This is a genomic window from Streptomyces monomycini, assembly GCF_022271435.1.
Taxonomy (GTDB): Bacteria; Actinomycetota; Actinomycetes; order Streptomycetales; family Streptomycetaceae; genus Streptomyces; species Streptomyces monomycini.
Map to the genome: position 1 here is coordinate 28,802 of NZ_JAFIQY010000006.1, position 14,265 is coordinate 43,066.

Consider the following 14,265-nt stretch of genomic DNA (forward strand, 5'->3'; position numbering starts at 1 on the left):
GTTGCCGGTCGACAGGATGGGCGTGCGGTTCCCGGGAGAGTTCGATGGCGCGCAGGCGGGATGAGCGGATCGACCGCGCCGTACTGGCCGCGACGGCCGAACTCGTACGGGAAGTCGGCTATCCGGGCCTGACGATGGAAGCCATCGCGCAGCGGGCGGGGACCACCAAACCCGCCATCCGCCGACGCTGGGCGAGCCAGAAGCACCTGGTCGTGGAGGCCATGGCGGAGGACCGGATCGGGGTCGTGGAGATCGACACCGGATGCACCCACTGCGATCTCGTCGGGCATCTCGAAGCGCTCCGGGGCGCGATGGACGACCCGGCCTTCGGCCATGTGCTTCCGGGGCTGGTGGCCGATCTCGCGGACGATCCGGAGCTGCGGGAACGCTTCCTCACCGAGTTCTGGGCACCTCGCCGCGAAGCGTGCGTGGCGTCCCTGCGCAGGGGGCAGGCGCGCGGTGACCTCCGGCCCGGCCTCGACGTCGATCTCGTACTGGACCTGTTCGCCGCCCCCGTCGTGTTCCGGTCGCTCTTCGGCCATTCCGGGCTCGGGCCGGAGTTCCCGGAGGACGTGGTGGGTGCCCTGCTCTCCGGCGTAGGGACCGGGACAGGTGGGGGACGCGACTGCGGGCAGCGCCGCGCGCTAGGCAGTCACAGCGCCGCCAGCCAGGCGACCGCCTGATCCGGGGTCTCGGCCACCGGCACACCGACCGGGACGCCCGGCCTCTGCACGACCACCACCGGCACCCCCGCCTCCCGCGCCGCCGTCAGCTTCGGGGCGGTGGCCGTCGCGCCGCTGTCCTTCGTCACCAGGACGTCGACGCGGTGGTCACGGAGGAGGGTGCGTTCGCCTTCGAGGGTGAAGGGGCCGCGGTCGAGGACGGTCTGCATGTGGGGTGGGTACGGGGGCTCGGGGGCGTCCACGGAGCGGACGAGGAACCAGAGGCCGGTGAGGTGGGCGAAGGTGGCGAGGCCCATGCGGCCGGTGGTGAGGAAGACGCGCTGGCCGAGGGCGGGAAGGGTGGCGGCGGCCTCTTCGAGGGAGGCGACCGGGTGCCAGTCGTCACCCGGGCCGGGGACCCAGCCGGGCCTGCGGAGGGCGAGCAGGGGAACATGGGCCGTGGCGGCCGCCTGCGCCGCGTTGAAACTGATCGTGCCGGCGAAGGGATGGGTGGCGTCGATGAGCGCGTCCACCGCGTGCTCGCGCAGCCAGTGTGCGAGGCCGTCCGGGCCTCCGAATCCGCCGATGCGGACCTCTCCGGCGGGAAGCCGGGGGGCGGCCACCCGGCCTGCCAGGGATGTCGTCACGCGCCAGTCGGGCCGACGGTCCGCCAGGCCGGCGGCCAGCCGGCGGGCCTCGGTCGTGCCGCCGAGGATCAGGACGTGCGGGACGCGTACGGCTCCGGCGGGGGCGCTCATGGCGGGTGGTCTTCTCCATGGGTGAGGCAGGTACGGACACGAACGGTACGGGAGGCGGGCGTACGGGCGGGAGCACGGCCGGCACAGACTCCCCCACCGGCGGGCGTACGGGCGGGAGTACGCCCGGGACCGGTACCGGCACAGGCGCCGCCACCGGCGGCCGTACGGCGCAGCTCGCGCACACCGGGCTGCGGCACGGCTGGACCACCGGGGCCTGCGCGACCGCGGCGACGACCGCCGCGTACACGGCGCTGCTGACCGGCGATTTTCCGGACCCGGTGACGATCACCCTGCCGAAGGGGCAGACGCCCGCGTTCGCGCTGGCCGCCGAGGAGATGCCCGAGGACCGCGCCACGGCCATGGCAGCCGTCGTCAAGGACGCGGGGGACGATCCCGACGTCACGCACGGTGCGCTGATCCGGGCCACCGTGCGCCGGCTTCCGGCGGGAAGCGGTGTGGTGTTCAAGGCCGGGCCGGGGGTGGGTACGGTCACGCGCCCCGGGCTGCCGCTCGATGTCGGCGAGCCGGCGGTCAACCCCGTGCCCCGGCAGATGATGCGGGAGCACGTCGCGGAGGTCGCGCGGCGGTACGGGGGCAGTGGGGACGTCGAGGTCGAGCTGTCGGTCGATCACGGTGAGGAGATCGCGCGGAGTACGTGGAATCCGCGGCTGGGGATTCTGGGCGGACTGTCGATCCTGGGGACGACCGGGATCGTGGTGCCGTACTCGTGCTCGGCGTGGATCGACTCGATCCGGCGAGGTGTGGATGTGGCGCGTGCGGCGGGGCGTACGCATGTGGCCGGGTGCACCGGCTCCACCTCGGAGAAGGTCGTCGTCGCGGAACACGGCCTCCCCGAGGACGCGCTGCTGGACATGGGCGACTTCGCGGGCGCGGTGCTGAAGTACGTACGGCGGCATCCCGTGCCCAGGCTGACCGTTTGCGGCGGGTTCGCGAAGCTGTCGAAGCTGGCGGCGGGGCACTTGGACCTGCACTCGGCGCGTTCGCAGGTGGACAAGGGGTTTCTCGCCGAGCTGGCGCGGCAGGGCGGTGCGGACGCGGAGCTGGCGGGCGAGGTCGCCGTGGCCAATACGGGGCTGGCCGCGCTCCAGTTGTGCGCGGCGCGTGGTGTACCGCTCGGTGACCTGGTCGCCAGGACGGCCCGCGACGAGGCGCTGGCCGTCCTGCGGGGCGCGCCGGTCGCGGTGGACGTGATCTGCATCGACCGGGCGGGGAATGTGGTGGGGCGGGTCGAACCCCGGGGGCCGCGGGAAGAGGGGTGACAGGGGCGGCCGTGCGCCCCTGAGTGACGCGTTCCGTCAGGTGGCGGCCGGCCCCGGCGGCGCCTGGAACGGTACGTCCTTCGCGTACGCGACGATCTCGACCTCGTCGCCGAGGGCCCACTCCGCGACGCGCGAGGCCATCGCCGCCGGGACGCCCTCCGTCTCACCCGGCGCGGGCGGTACGTCGTACGTGCCGTGCGCGTCGTGCGGCAGGACGACGCGGTACTCGCGCTCCAGGGCGGTACGCGCAGTCCCCAGTACGCACATCTCGGACATCACGCCGCAGACGGCGAGGGACCGTACCCCGGTCTCGGTGAGCAGCTCGCCCAGCGGGGTTTCATGGAAGCCGTCGTCCAGTGTCTTGCGGATCACGACCTCGCGCGGGCCGGGCGTGACGGGCAGGTGCAGCTCCCAGCCCTGGGTGCCCGGCTCGTCGGACATGCCGGGCGCGCCGTCGTTCTGGAGGTGGACGATCAGCGCGCCGGCCGCCCGCGCCCGGTCGACCAGGTCCTCGGTGCGCTCCTGGACGGCCGCCGCGTGCGGTGCCGCGCCCTCGCCCGCGAAGAAGGCCGACTGGACGTCGACGACGATCAGGGCTTCGACGGGCTCGGGCGGGGACTTGGCGGGCTCGGGCGGGTTGTTCACGGGTCCGGGCGGGGTCTTCGCGGGCTCGGGCTGCGGATTCGCGTTCATCCTGCCGATGCTGCTGGGGCCGCCGTACCCGATCAACCGGTTATCCGTTTTCCGCGTCCCGGAGTTGGCCGGATTCCGCCGCACATCCCCGCTCCCTCTCCGTCGAGTACAGGTGGCTGTCGCGGAACTGCGAGGCGCCCAGCGTGCGGCCGACCATGATGACCGCCGTACGGACCACACCCGCCGCCTTCACCTGGTCCGCGATGTCGGCGAGGGTGCCGCGCAGCACCAGTTCGTCGGGGCGGGAGGCCATCGCGACGACCGCGGCGGGGCAGTCGGCGCCGTAGTGCGGCAGGAGTTCGCCGACGACCCGGTCCACGTAACGGGCCGCGAGGTGCAGGACCAGGAGGGCACCGCTGCGGCCCAGGGTGGCCAGGTCCTCGCCCTCGGGCATGGGGGTGGCCTGCTGGGCGACGCGGGTGAGGATGACGGTCTGGCCGACGGTGGGGACGGTCAGTTCGCGCTTGAGGGCGGCCGCCGCGGCGGCGAACGCCGGGACGCCGGGGACGACCTCGTACGGCACGCCCGCCGCGTCCAGGCGGCGCATCTGCTCGGCCACGGCGCTGAAGACGGACGGGTCGCCGGAGTGCAGCCGGGCGACGTCCTGGCCGGCCTCGTGGGCGCGGACCAGTTCGGCGGTGATCTGGTCGAGGTCCAGGTTCGCGGTGTCGACCAGGCGGGCGCCGGGCGGGCATTCGTCCAGCAGTTCGCGCGGCACCAGGCTGCCCGCGTACAGGCAGACCTCGCAGCGGGCCAGGGTGCGGGCGCCGCGCAGCGTGATCAGGTCGGCCGCGCCCGGTCCGGCGCCGATGAAGTGGACGGTCACTGTGCGTCTCCTGGGACGAAGGGGGCAGTGGTTACGGAGGGGTTGGCAGGGTCGGCAGAGGCGTCAGGGGTGGGAGGTTCGGGGGCCGCGGGCTTCGTCACCGACCACTGGGTGACCGGCATCGCCTGCCGCCAGCCGGTGAATCCGCCCACCGGTACGGCGTGCGCGACCGCGAGCCGTACGAGGTCGCCGCCGTGCCGCCGGTACCAGTCGGCGAGCAGCGCCTCGGACTCCAGCGTGACGGTGTTGGCGACCAGCCGGCCGCCCGGCGGCAGCGCCGCCCAGCACGCCTCCAGGAGGCCGGGCGCGGTCAGGCCGCCGCCGATGAACACGGCGTGCGGGGCCGGGAGTCCGGCGAGCGCTTCGGGCGCGGGGCCGGTGACCACGCGCAGCGCCGGTACGCCGAGCGCGTCCGCGTTACGGGTGATGCGTCCGGCCCGTACGGCGTCCCGCTCGACGGCCACGGCACGGCAGGTGCGGTGCGTACGCATCCACTCGATGCCGATGGAGCCGGAGCCGCCGCCGATGTCCCACAGGAGTTCGCCGGGGGCAGGGGCGAGTGCGGCGAGGGTGACGGCGCGTACGTGGCGCTTGGTCAGCTGGCCGTCGTGCTCGTACGCGTCGTCCGGCAGGCCTGGGGCGGCGGAGAGCCGGAGGGCTTCCGGGGCGCGGGCGCAGTCCAGGGCGATGACGTTGAGCGGGTCGATCGCGGGGAGGGGGCCGGTGCCGCCGGTTGTCGGCACGGGCGGCCAGTCCGCGGCCGTGCCCTCGGCCTGCCGTTCGCGCGGGCCGCCGAGCTGTTGCAGTACGCGCATCCGGGTCGGCCCGAAGCCGCGCTCCCGCAGCAGCCCGGCGACCTGCGCGGGAGTCTCGGCGCCCGCGGAGAGGACGAGCAGCCTGCGGCCGTCGTGCAGGGCGGCCGCCAGGCCCGCGAGGGGGCGGCCGACGAGGGTCACGACCTCGGTGTCCTCGACGGGCCAGCCGAGCCGGGCGCACGCGTACGCGACGGAAGACGGGTGCGGCAGCACGTGCGGTGGCGCGGCGCCCGCCTCGGCGAGCGCCTCGGTGAGCGTCCGCCCGATGCCGTAGAACATCGGGTCGCCGCTGGCCAGGACGCACACCTCGCGTCCGGCGTACGCGGCGAGCAGCCCCGGTACGGCGGGCCGCAGCGGCGACGGCCACGGAACCCGCTCGCCCGCGCACTCCGCGGGCAACAGGTCGAGCTGCCGTACGCCCCCGACGAGCGCCCCCGCGCCCCGCAGCACCTCTTGTGAGGCGGCCGGCAGCCCGTCCCAGCCGTCCGCGCCGATCCCGACGACGGTGACTCGTGCGGGGCCGGGGTCGGAGCCGGAGCCGGGGCCAGGGTCGGAGCCGGAGCCGGAGCCGGAGCCGGGACCGGGGACGCGCGGTGCGGGGGCCGCGGGCGGCGGCTCGGGGGCACCCGGCGCGGGCGCTGCGGGCGGCGGGGCGGGGCTCACTGCCGGTTACCTCATGGCTTCGGGTCGGCCGCCGTACGGGCGGCACGACGGGGTCCGGTGGACGCGGAAAGTCAACCGGGAGCAGACCACCCGGTCGGTGCGTTTCCAGAGTAAGAGGCGGTGCGCAGGGCCCTCACCGGCGGGCTACGGGCGCCGGTGCGCGCGGTGCCCGCAGAACCGCCGCCGAATTCGTTTCACGGGCGCATAATTGGCTACTCCTAGTAGTCGTGGATTCACCGAGCGATGTTGTTCGGTGCGGCACGCACCGGGCATCGAGGGAAGGCGCTGCGATCATGGACACAGTGGAACGCGCGACGACAGCGGGCGAGAAGATCACGGACGCGGAGGCGGCGCGGGACGAACTCCAGGCCGCGCTGGCCGGAGTGGGCATCACCCTGCCGTCGCTGGGCCTGGACGGCCCGTCACTGGCGGCCGACGCACCACGGCCGCTGGTGGAACTGGGCCGCTGCGCGCCCGACGTGGCCCGGCGGCTGGCGGCCGCGCTGCGGTGCACGGGCCGGGAGCGGTGAGGCTCGGCGGTCGGCGGTCGGTGCACGGCCCGGAGAAGGCGGGTTCGACGAGCTGCGGCCCCCGCGCCCGTAGTACTCGCTGAAGCCGATCCGGAATCGGTGCGCATCCGGCTCGAACCGACCGCGCACGACCCGAGGACCTGGCTGGGGCGGAGCCCGCCCATCCGCACCGCGGCGGCGTGCCACCGACGCGTGGGCCACGCCGACGGCGGATGACTGCGCCCCGCCCTCCTCAGCACGACAGGGCCCGCGGCAGGCCTCCTGGCAGACCTCTCGACGGGCCCCTCGACGCGGCGTGCGAGCCCTGCGCACAGTGGTGCAGGTGTGGCGACGCCTCCGCGCGGACATGAAGGAGTACACACCTGCCGCGGCACCCCACCCGCCCCGCGCACACCACGCACGGACCCGACACCTCCGCCGGCCACCGGGGCAAGGTTTTCGCAAGGGCCGGTCAAGGCTTTCGTCCCACCCCGTGGGCATCCCCTCCCCAACCGGCCGCCGTGTCCGGTCCGGAACACGCCGGCTTGATCCGACAGGGGGATGTCATGGGGGCATTGAGCGCTTTCGACAAGAATTCACCACACCAGTTACGCGAGTGGCTGACCCTCACCGGCCGCAAACGCGTCCTCGTCGTCGCCCACACGGTGACGTACGTCAAACGCCTCCAGGAAGTGTTCTCGCTCCTGGAGTCCGACCTCCGCGTCCAGGTCCTGTTCACGGCCCCTCCGCACCCGTTCGGCGACGGGGTGGCCGCGTTCCTCCACCGGCTCGGCAGCGCGGTACTGCCCTGGGAGAAGGCGGCCCGGCTCGAATACGACCTCGCGCTCGCCGCGGGGCCGCGCGGGCTGGGAGAGATCAGCGCGCCGCTGATCACGCTGCCGCACGGGGCCAACTACCTCAAGCGCATCATCGAAGGCACGGACGCCCGCGTCGCCGGCCTCGGGCGCCCGGACATCGTTCCGGACGGCCGGTGCCTGCCCGCCGCCGTCGTCCTGCCCCACCGGGACGACCTGCACGGCCTGGCGCAGTCGTGTCCGGAAGCCCTGCCCGTGGCGTCCGTGGTCGGGGACCCGGTGCACGACCGCATCGTGGCCAGCCTGCCCCGCCGTCCCGCCTACCGGCGCGCGCTCGGGCTGCGCAAGGGACAGAAACTCGTCGCCGTGGTGTCCACCTGGGGTGCGCTGTCGTCCTTCGGGGCGATCGAAGCGCTGCTCCCGCGCCTCATCAACGAGTTGTCGGGCAAGAACCGGCGGGTGGCGCTGCTGATCCATCCCAACGTCTGGTCGGGGCACGGCGCCTGGCAGGTACGGGCCTGGCTGGCGCAGTGCCGGCGGCACGGCATCGCCGTCGTACCGCCCGAGGCGGACTGGCGGTCCGTACTGGTGGCGGCGGACTGGATCATCGGGGACCACGGGTCGGTGACGCTCTACGGGACGCTGACCCGCGCCCCGATCCTGCTCGCCTCGTCGCCGGAAGGGGAGATCAACCCCGTGTCGCCCGCCGCCACCCTGGCGCGGACCGCTCCGGCCCTGTCGCCGGGCCATTCGCTCCCCAGCCAGCTGGCGTACGCCGCTGCCGAGTACGCGGAGCACCAGGGCGAGGAGTACGCGGCCATCGCGTCCCGGATCACCTCGGAGCCGGGGCGGTTCACCAGAAACATGCGGCGGCTGATGTACCGGGTCCTGGGGCTGGGGCAGCCCGCACACCCGGCCGTCACGCGTGAGCTGCCGCTGCCGCCGCGGCTGGACTCCTGGTGCGCCCCGGACAGCGGTACCGGTAGGGAGGCGACAGCATGACCGGCATGTGGGGTACGACCGACACCGAGCCGGCCACCGGTACCACCGCCCCGCCTCCCTCCCGCCACCACTGGCACCGTTCGGTACAGGTGCTGTCCGGGCCGCCGCCCGCCGCCCCCCTCCGTACGGGGCCCGTCGCGGTACCCGGCATCACCGTCGCCACGTCCACCGGCGTACGCACCGTGCTCGTCCACGCCGGGCAGCCGCCCGGACCGGCCGCGCGCCAGGCGCTCCTCGGCACCGACGACCACTTCGCCGTCGACGCCGACACCTGCGCCGAAGAGTGCTGGCTCGGTTGTGCGGACGTCCTGGTCCACAGCCGTCCACGGCAGCGGCGTGGGGCGTGGCGCCGGCTCGATCGCGTACTGGGACACCATGTCGGCTGTCGGCTCGCGGCCGTGCCCCTTCCGGACGGCACCTGCGCCGTGGCGTACCGCGACGGCGCCGGAGGCTTGCGGCGCCTCGCCGTCGAGGGGACCGGGACGGGGACGGCAGGGCCGGAGAGATGGGCGCAGGCCGCGTCGTGCCTGCACGGCCTGCTCACTGCGGGGCACACCCTGGACGGGCTGCGTGCCGTCAGCTTTCTGACGGGCCCGTAGGGCGCTCCTCCCGGGGGCCTGCTGAATCCACCGGCCTGCTCGCACCACCCAGGCCGGCCAGCAGGTCCCCTACCCGCTGGGCGTTCGAAGGGCTCTGCGACGCGTACAGCCTCCTGGCGTGCTCCCAGTGCTCCCGGGCCGCGTCCGGAAGGGAGTGCTCGCGCGCGCACGCTCCCAGCATTTCCGAGACGCGCGCCTGCCAGTGGGTGGACCCGGCGGACTCGAAGAATCGCAAGGCCTGGCCGAGGCGTTCCACCGCCGTGTCGTACGCGTCTCGCAGCGCACTCACGCGCCCGGAGAAGGCGAGCGCCCGCGCGGCGTCGTACGGATCGTTCAGCGCGACCAGCGCTTCGTGGGCCCGCGCGAAGAGTTCCGCCGCCCGCTCGGCCGAGCCGCCTGCGCCACCGGGACGTTCGCTCTCCGCCTCCTCCAGTGCCATTTCGCCCACTATGATCCGCGCCAGCGCCACTCCGCGCTCGTAACCCGCCGTCTCCCAGGCCGAGATGGCCCGGCGGAGGTGGACCTCCGCCTCCGGGAAGCGCCCCGCCTCCCGGTGCGCGGCGCCGATACCGAGCAGCGCCTGCCCCTCGTCACGGGTGTCCCCGGCCTCGCGGGCGGCCCGCAGCGACTGCGTGAACCAGTCGATGGCGTCCTCGGTGCGCCCGGCCGCGTTGAGCCCTATGGCACCGGAATTCAGCATCTGGCGTTCCGCCCTGCGGTCCCCGGTCCGGTGCGCCGCCCGGCGGCCGATGGTGTGAGCCTCGATCCAGAGGTCGTAGTGGCGCAGCCGGTGGAACAAGGGCCATAACGCGTCCACGAGTTGCCAGGCCAGCTCGTCCCAGCGTTTCTCGTCAGCGGTGCGCACGGTCGCCATCAGGTCCGCGCGGCGGGTCTCCAGCCAGGCGAGTGCGCCGCTCCCGTCCGCGAAGGGGCAGGGAAGGTCCGGTTCGTAGACGTACGTACGGCCGAGGGTGAACTGTATGGGGGAGAGCAGCGCCTGCGCTGCTGACGCGGTGTGCAGATGCCAGTCGGCCACGCGCCGGGACGTTTCTTCCCGGGCCGTCGGACTTTCTTCCGCCCGGCCGCGCTCCTCGGCGTGCAGCCGGACCAGATCGTGGAAGCGGTAGGCGTCCGGGCCCGTGTCCTCCACCAGGTTGGCCTCGACCAGCACGTCCAGCAGCCGCTCCGCCTCCCCCAGGGGCACGCCGAGGGCCACCGCCGCCAGCCGCGAGTCCAGTTCCCTGGCCGGCAGCAGTGCGAGGCACCGGTACAGCCGGGCCGCCTCGGGCGCCAGTACCGCGTACGACTCGTCGAGCGCCGCATACACCGACAACTCCCCCTCCACGGCCAGCGCCGCCAGCCGTCCTCGGTCCTGCTCCAACGCTTCCACCATGGTGCGCACCGGCTGCCGGGGGCGGGACGCGAGCCGGGCGGACGCCAAGCACACCGCCAAGGGCAGACCGGCGCACAGGGTCACGACCTGGCGCACCGCGCTGTCCTCGCGCTCCACGCGCTCGGCCCCTATGCCACGGGAGAGAATCTCGACGGCCGCGTGCTGCTCCAGCAGGCCCAGCTCGTGGTACAGCGCTCCGTCGGCGCGCAGCCCGGTCAGGCGGTATCTGCTGGTCACCACGACCAGGCCGGGCCGGCCGCCGGGCAGCAGGGACCGGGCCTGGGCCGCGGACAGGACGTTGTCGAGCATGATCGACAGGTGCAGGCCGTCGGTGACCGAGCGCCACAGCGCGGCTCTCTCGTCCAGGGCGTGCGGCACCTGCACGACGCCCAGAGCGCGCAGGAACTGGCTCATGACGTCGCCCGGGGCGGCCGGCCCGTCCTCCGCGTGTCCGCGGAGATCGGCGTACAACTGGCCGTCGGGGAATCTCTCGGCCATCCCGCGCAGCCATCGGGACACCAGGGCCGTCTTGCCTATTCCGGGGGGCCCGCTGACGACGATCAACGGAGTGGACAGCTCGGGAAATCGCGCGTGCAGCGCCGCCAGTGCCGACAGATCATTTTCCCGGTCGGTGAAAAGCGGTGTGACGGAGAGCAGTTGCCGTGGAACGGGAAGCCGCGCGGCGGGGTCCGCGTGCACGTGTATGCCGCCGCTGACATCCCCCGCCTGGATACTCGTCCCGTGAATCCTGGCCGAACCGCCAATGGCGTTCACATCCCGGCGCATCCCCCACCCCCGTCCGGTACGTCAGCGATCACTTCAGCTCTACCCATGGAAGGACGGCGGAAGTCCTCCGCAAGGGCGGCGGATGCCGCGAAGTCCGGCAAAGGACCCGAACCGGCCACCGCCCGTCCGGTGCCTACTGGCCACTTCAACCATTGAGTGCCATGCTCACCGAACCGGTATGGGGCGCCGATGACGGGAGGCGCTGATGGAGATTTTCATCCTCGGCCCCATTTGCCTCGGATCGGCCACGCACCGGGTCGGTCTCGGCTCCGACAAAGAGCGTGGTGTTCTCGCGTCGCTGGCCTTGTCCGCGGGCCGGCCCGTCGCTCTGGACGCCTTGATCGACCGTCTTTGGGACGGCACACCGCCGGGCAAAGCCCGCGAGTCTGTTCACACGTATGTGTCACGCATTCGCAAATCCATACGCGTGGCCGCCGCCGTGTCCGGCGGGACCGAATCCGCTGCGATCAAGCATCATGCGCACACATATACCCTCGAAATTCTGCCCGAACGCATTGACTGGCACCGTTTTCAGGATCTCGTCTCCCGAGCCAGGCGCCTGTCGGACGACGGATGCGGCGGGGAGGCGGTCGCACTGCTCCACCAGGCGGACGATCTGTGGCGCGGTGATCCCCTCGCCGGGCTGCCGGGGTCGTGGGCCGAGCGGATGCGGACGAGCCTGACCGAACAGCGCCTCAGCGCGACCACCTCGCGTATCGCCATGCAGTTGCGCCTGGGGCGCTTCAGCGAGGTGATCGGCGTTCTCTCCTCCCTGGCCGGTCAGTTCCCCGACGACGAGACCCTTCTCGGCTATCACATGCTGGCTTGTTACGGCTGTGGACGGCACGCGGACGCCTTACGGATCTACCAGGAGGCCCGCCGGAAACTCCGGGCGGAACTGGGCTGCGACCCGAGCGAAGAACTCGCCCGCATCCATCAGAGAATCCTGCGGCGCGTCCCGGCCCGTGAGGTCCTTTTTGACGGCCCGCCACATGCCCCTGACACTTTCCGCACCGCGTACGCCCCGCGCAACCTGCCGCGTCAGGCCGCTCTTGTCGGCCGCCGGACGGAAATGCGGCGGTTCCACGCCGTCATCGCCGCCGCGAGCCGGACGGAGGGAGACGGTTACGCCTCCATCGTGGCCCTGGAAGCGATTTCCGGTATGGCGGGCGTGGGAAAGACAGCCCTGGCCGTGAACGCCGCCAGTGCACTGGGCCGGCATTTCCCCGACGGGCAGCTCTACATCGACCTGCGCACCCATGCCCGCGTCCAGGAACCGATGAGCGCCTCCATCGCCCTGGCAACCCTGCTCCGCCTCTTGGGAGTTCCCGCGTCCTGTATTCCTTCCGCGCTCGAAGAACGCACGGATCTGTGGCGGACTCTGCTCTCGCACAAACGAGCCGTCATCATTCTCGACGACGCCGCGGACACCGACCAGGTGCGCCCGCTTCTTCCCGGCCTGTCGCCCTCGCTCATCATCATCACCAGCCGCCGCCATTTGGCAGGATTACCCGGTGCCCACTCTCTCGCCCTCGACGTGCTCCCCCCGCAGGATGCCATAGCCCTCTTCCGTGCGTTCTCCGGTCAGGAACGCACCCAGGACACCACCGGCTTGTCCCGGATTGTGAGCCTTTGCGGACATCTGCCGCTCGCCATCGAGATCGCCGCCAACCGGTTCAACGCCCGCCCGTCCTGGTCCCTGGCCGATCTCCGCGAACGACTCACCCGGGGCCCCGGCCGGCTCACGGAGCTGTACGACGGATATTCGGAGGTGGCCCGCGCCTTCGAGATGTCCTACCTGACGCTGACTCCCGCTCAGCAGTCCGCGTTCCGCCGCCTCGCCCTCCATCTCGGCGCCGAGTTCGGCCCGCACGCCGCATCCGCTCTGATGGGCCTGCCCCAGCAGCAAACGGAACGGCTCCTCGAAAGCCTGCTGTACTGCCATTTACTCCAGGAACCCCGCCCCGACCGGTACCGGTTCCACGACCTGCTCGGAGAGTACGCACGGGCCCTGGCGCATTCCGAGGACGACGAGGAAACCCGCGACCAGGCCGTGCGGCGCCTGACCGACTATTACTTGTCCGCCAGCGAGACCGCTGACGCCCTCGTCTATCCGCAACGGCCCCGGGTGACCCGTCAGCGCGCCGACGGCACCACCGGCACCGTCGGCAGCCGTCTGGCCTGGCGCGACGCCGAGGCGGCAAAGGAATGGCTGACCACGGAACGCTCCAACCTCCTCACCGTGGAGCGCCATGCGCGCACCCACGGCGTTCCCCGCCAGGCCGCGCTGCTCAGCCACGCGCTGGCGGGGTTCCTGGACGCCGAATGCCACTGGGTGGACACCGACCGGATGCAGCGGCACGCCGTCGATCACTGGAAACAGGCAGGTGACCAGCGCGCACTCTGTCTGGCCCTGCTCGACCTGAGCGCCACCCGCACGAACACCGGCCACTACCCCGAGGCCATGGCGGCCGCCCGCCACGCACTCGAACTGGCACGCATCACGCATGCCCCGGACGCGGAAGCCGACGCACTGCGAAAGCTGGGAATTCTGCACTGGAATCACGGCCGCAATCACGAGGCACTCGCCGCGCACCGGGAAGCCATCGCCGTACATGTCCGCTCGGGCAATACCTGGAGCCAGGCCCGCTGCGAGAACAACTACGCCATTTCCCTGTTGCACCTGGGCGAGCCCCGGGAAGCGCTGGAGTATTTCACCCGGGCGATCGACACGTTCCAGCAGGCCGGTGACCGCCGGAATTCCGCCAAGTGCATCAACAACCTCGGGGATCTGCACCTGCAAGTGGGGAATGTGGAGCTGGCACGCCAGACGTACGAAACCTCCCTCGCTCTCACCATGGACGTCGGAAGCCTCTCCGACGTGGCGACGGTGCAGGCCAATCTCGCCGGACTGCTCTCCACCTCGGCCGACCGGCACGACGTCGCTTCTGGCATGGACATGTTTAGAGAGTGCCTGTTCACCTTCCGGCGGCTCGGCGACCGTAAGAACGAGGGAAACGCACTGATCGGTCTGGGTACGGCCCACTTCGGCCTCGGACAGTTCACCGAGGCGGCCATCCACCACCAGCAGGCCCTGAACCTCGCCCGGAGCATCGGCGCCGCCCAGGAAGAGGCACGCGCACTGCGGTGCCTGGGAAGCGCGGAGGCGGCACTCGGCAGCCTCGCCGCCGCGGCGGAGAATCTTCGCGCGGCGATTTCGCTCGCCCGCCGGATTCACTTCCCGGAGGAAGCGGCGCGGGCGACGGATGTGCTGGCCGAGGTACGGCTCCGAGAAGGCAGCCGTGACGCCGCCCAGACGCTGTGGCGACAGGCGTTCGAATTATTTAGTGGCCTGGACAAGGCGGAGGCTTCGCGGGTGGCCCGGCGTCTGGGACAAAACACGTCGAATAATTGACAGTTTCGTCAGTTACGGCGGTCTCGCTGGACTGTTGCAGAGACAGGCA

General features: G+C 72.2%; 11 protein-coding genes. 6 read left to right on the plus strand and 5 right to left on the minus strand.

The window, feature by feature from the left end; translation table 11 throughout:
• The first annotated feature begins 44 nt into the window (after positions 1-44).
• Positions 45-683: a TetR/AcrR family transcriptional regulator gene (locus JXZ78_RS09690; RefSeq protein WP_050502616.1), complete on the plus strand. Its 639-nt coding sequence runs from the start codon at positions 45-47 to the stop codon at positions 681-683.
• On the opposite strand, the gene JXZ78_RS09695 is transcribed toward JXZ78_RS09690, so the two are convergent.
• A complete protein-coding gene (locus JXZ78_RS09695) occupies positions 653-1,420 on the minus strand; it encodes a cobalt-precorrin-6A reductase (protein WP_030021121.1) in 768 nt (255 codons plus the stop codon). The genes JXZ78_RS09690 and JXZ78_RS09695 overlap by 31 nt on opposite strands.
• A 17-nt stretch (positions 1,421-1,437) precedes the next feature.
• Between JXZ78_RS09695 and JXZ78_RS09700 the strand changes: the two genes are divergently transcribed.
• Positions 1,438-2,700, plus strand: coding sequence for a cobalt-precorrin-5B (C(1))-methyltransferase (locus JXZ78_RS09700; protein WP_030021122.1), 1,263 nt, complete (start codon positions 1,438-1,440; stop codon positions 2,698-2,700).
• 36 nt (positions 2,701-2,736) lie between these two features.
• Here JXZ78_RS09700 and JXZ78_RS09705 read toward each other — a convergent pair whose 3' ends face one another.
• From JXZ78_RS09705 to cbiE, 3 genes are read right to left on the minus strand one after another with little or no spacing between them, the layout of a single operon-like run.
• Positions 2,737-3,393 (minus strand): cysteine hydrolase family protein, encoded by a 657-nt coding sequence (locus tag JXZ78_RS09705; RefSeq protein WP_078624369.1) that lies wholly within the window; start codon positions 3,391-3,393, stop codon positions 2,737-2,739.
• A gap of 40 nt (positions 3,394-3,433) precedes the next feature.
• Positions 3,434-4,219: a precorrin-4 C(11)-methyltransferase gene (gene cobM / locus JXZ78_RS09710; protein WP_030021125.1), complete on the minus strand. Its 786-nt coding sequence runs from the start codon at positions 4,217-4,219 to the stop codon at positions 3,434-3,436.
• Positions 4,216-5,697, minus strand: coding sequence for a precorrin-6y C5,15-methyltransferase (decarboxylating) subunit CbiE (gene cbiE, locus JXZ78_RS09715; RefSeq protein WP_078624360.1), 1,482 nt, complete (start codon positions 5,695-5,697; stop codon positions 4,216-4,218). Before cbiE ends, cobM begins: the two co-directional genes overlap by 4 nt.
• Before the next feature lie 293 nt (positions 5,698-5,990).
• Here cbiE and JXZ78_RS09720 point away from each other — a divergent pair, with 293 nt between their 5' ends.
• The 3 genes from JXZ78_RS09720 (at position 5,991) to JXZ78_RS09730 (ending at position 8,622) form a co-directional block, all read left to right on the plus strand.
• Positions 5,991-6,227, plus strand: a complete 237-nt coding sequence (locus JXZ78_RS09720) for a hypothetical protein (RefSeq protein ID WP_030021127.1) — start codon at positions 5,991-5,993, stop codon at positions 6,225-6,227.
• Between the two features lie 545 nt (positions 6,228-6,772).
• The gene (locus JXZ78_RS09725) at positions 6,773-8,023 is read left to right on the plus strand and encodes a hypothetical protein (protein WP_238782794.1); all 1,251 of its coding nucleotides are present in this window, start codon (positions 6,773-6,775) and stop codon (positions 8,021-8,023) included.
• The gene (locus JXZ78_RS09730) at positions 8,020-8,622 is read left to right on the plus strand and encodes a hypothetical protein (RefSeq protein ID WP_030021129.1); all 603 of its coding nucleotides are present in this window, start codon (positions 8,020-8,022) and stop codon (positions 8,620-8,622) included. The genes JXZ78_RS09725 and JXZ78_RS09730 overlap by 4 nt, the downstream gene beginning before the upstream one ends.
• Here JXZ78_RS09730 and JXZ78_RS40195 read toward each other — a convergent pair.
• A complete protein-coding gene (locus JXZ78_RS40195; protein ID WP_078624361.1) occupies positions 8,600-10,801 on the minus strand; it encodes a tetratricopeptide repeat protein in 2,202 nt (733 codons plus the stop codon). The genes JXZ78_RS09730 and JXZ78_RS40195 overlap by 23 nt on opposite strands.
• 205 nt (positions 10,802-11,006) lie before the next feature.
• On the opposite strand from JXZ78_RS40195, the gene JXZ78_RS09750 reads away from it, so the two are divergent.
• The gene (locus tag JXZ78_RS09750) at positions 11,007-14,216 is read left to right on the plus strand and encodes an AfsR/SARP family transcriptional regulator (RefSeq protein ID WP_033038250.1); all 3,210 of its coding nucleotides are present in this window, start codon (positions 11,007-11,009) and stop codon (positions 14,214-14,216) included.
• Positions 14,217-14,265: the final 49 nt, after the last annotated feature.

What these genes read in the sequence shown, in the direction of transcription:
- JXZ78_RS09690 (WP_050502616.1), top strand. Translation starts at nt 45, where the DNA reads ATGGCGCGCAGGCGGGATGAGCGGATCGACCGCGCCGTACTGGCCGCG.
- JXZ78_RS09695 (WP_030021121.1), bottom strand. Translation starts at nt 1,420, where the DNA reads ATGAGCGCCCCCGCCGGAGCCGTACGCGTCCCGCACGTCCTGATCCTC.
- JXZ78_RS09700 (WP_030021122.1), top strand. Translation starts at nt 1,438, where the DNA reads ATGGGTGAGGCAGGTACGGACACGAACGGTACGGGAGGCGGGCGTACG.
- JXZ78_RS09705 (WP_078624369.1), bottom strand. Translation starts at nt 3,393, where the DNA reads ATGAACGCGAATCCGCAGCCCGAGCCCGCGAAGACCCCGCCCGGACCC.
- JXZ78_RS09720 (WP_030021127.1), top strand. Translation starts at nt 5,991, where the DNA reads ATGGACACAGTGGAACGCGCGACGACAGCGGGCGAGAAGATCACGGAC.
- JXZ78_RS09725 (WP_238782794.1), top strand. Translation starts at nt 6,773, where the DNA reads ATGGGGGCATTGAGCGCTTTCGACAAGAATTCACCACACCAGTTACGC.
- JXZ78_RS09730 (WP_030021129.1), top strand. Translation starts at nt 8,020, where the DNA reads ATGACCGGCATGTGGGGTACGACCGACACCGAGCCGGCCACCGGTACC.
- JXZ78_RS40195 (WP_078624361.1), bottom strand. Translation starts at nt 10,801, where the DNA reads ATGCGCCGGGATGTGAACGCCATTGGCGGTTCGGCCAGGATTCACGGG.
- JXZ78_RS09750 (WP_033038250.1), top strand. Translation starts at nt 11,007, where the DNA reads ATGGAGATTTTCATCCTCGGCCCCATTTGCCTCGGATCGGCCACGCAC.